1 protein-coding gene is annotated in these 396 nt (G+C 57.8%); it reads right to left on the bottom strand.

From position 1 onward, the window contains the following. Positions 1 to 208 (bottom strand): PAS domain-containing protein (locus KFE26_RS23705; RefSeq protein ID WP_212601924.1); only part of this gene is annotated, 208 nt, incomplete at its 3' end. Positions 209 to 396 lie beyond the last annotated feature (188 nt).

Genomic DNA, 396 nt, shown 5'->3' with positions numbered 1-396 from the left:
CCGGGTGGATCACGCTCTCCCAGGTGAAGACGGTGTTGCCAAGGGAGTGGGGCTCGTAGCCCAGCATCTGATACCAGCCGGGATTGCGATAGACGAAACCCGTGTTGGCGTTCCAGTCCCAGATCCCGTCGCTCACCACCTCCAGAATGCCGTGCACCACGGCTTCGCTGACGTCCGAAATCCTGATCGTGTCACTGTCTTGCAGCATAGAGACCATCCTTGCCCTCTAACCCCGCCGAGGCGGGGGATTCAAACCTGCTTAGTGGAAAACGACAACGAAGAGACGACAACCATGAAGCGCAACCCAATATCCGCCTGCCGGCGCACGATCCACCTCTGGTTAACAGGGTTATCGGCCGCTATCGGGTTCGTATGAACAACAACAGTAGCAACCAG

This window comes from Shewanella sp. M16, from assembly GCF_018224605.1.
GTDB classification, from domain to species: domain Bacteria; phylum Pseudomonadota; class Gammaproteobacteria; order Enterobacterales; family Shewanellaceae; genus Shewanella; species Shewanella oncorhynchi.
The sequence above is the reverse complement of the archived record's forward strand: the minus strand, read 5'-3'. Positions and strand labels throughout refer to the sequence as shown.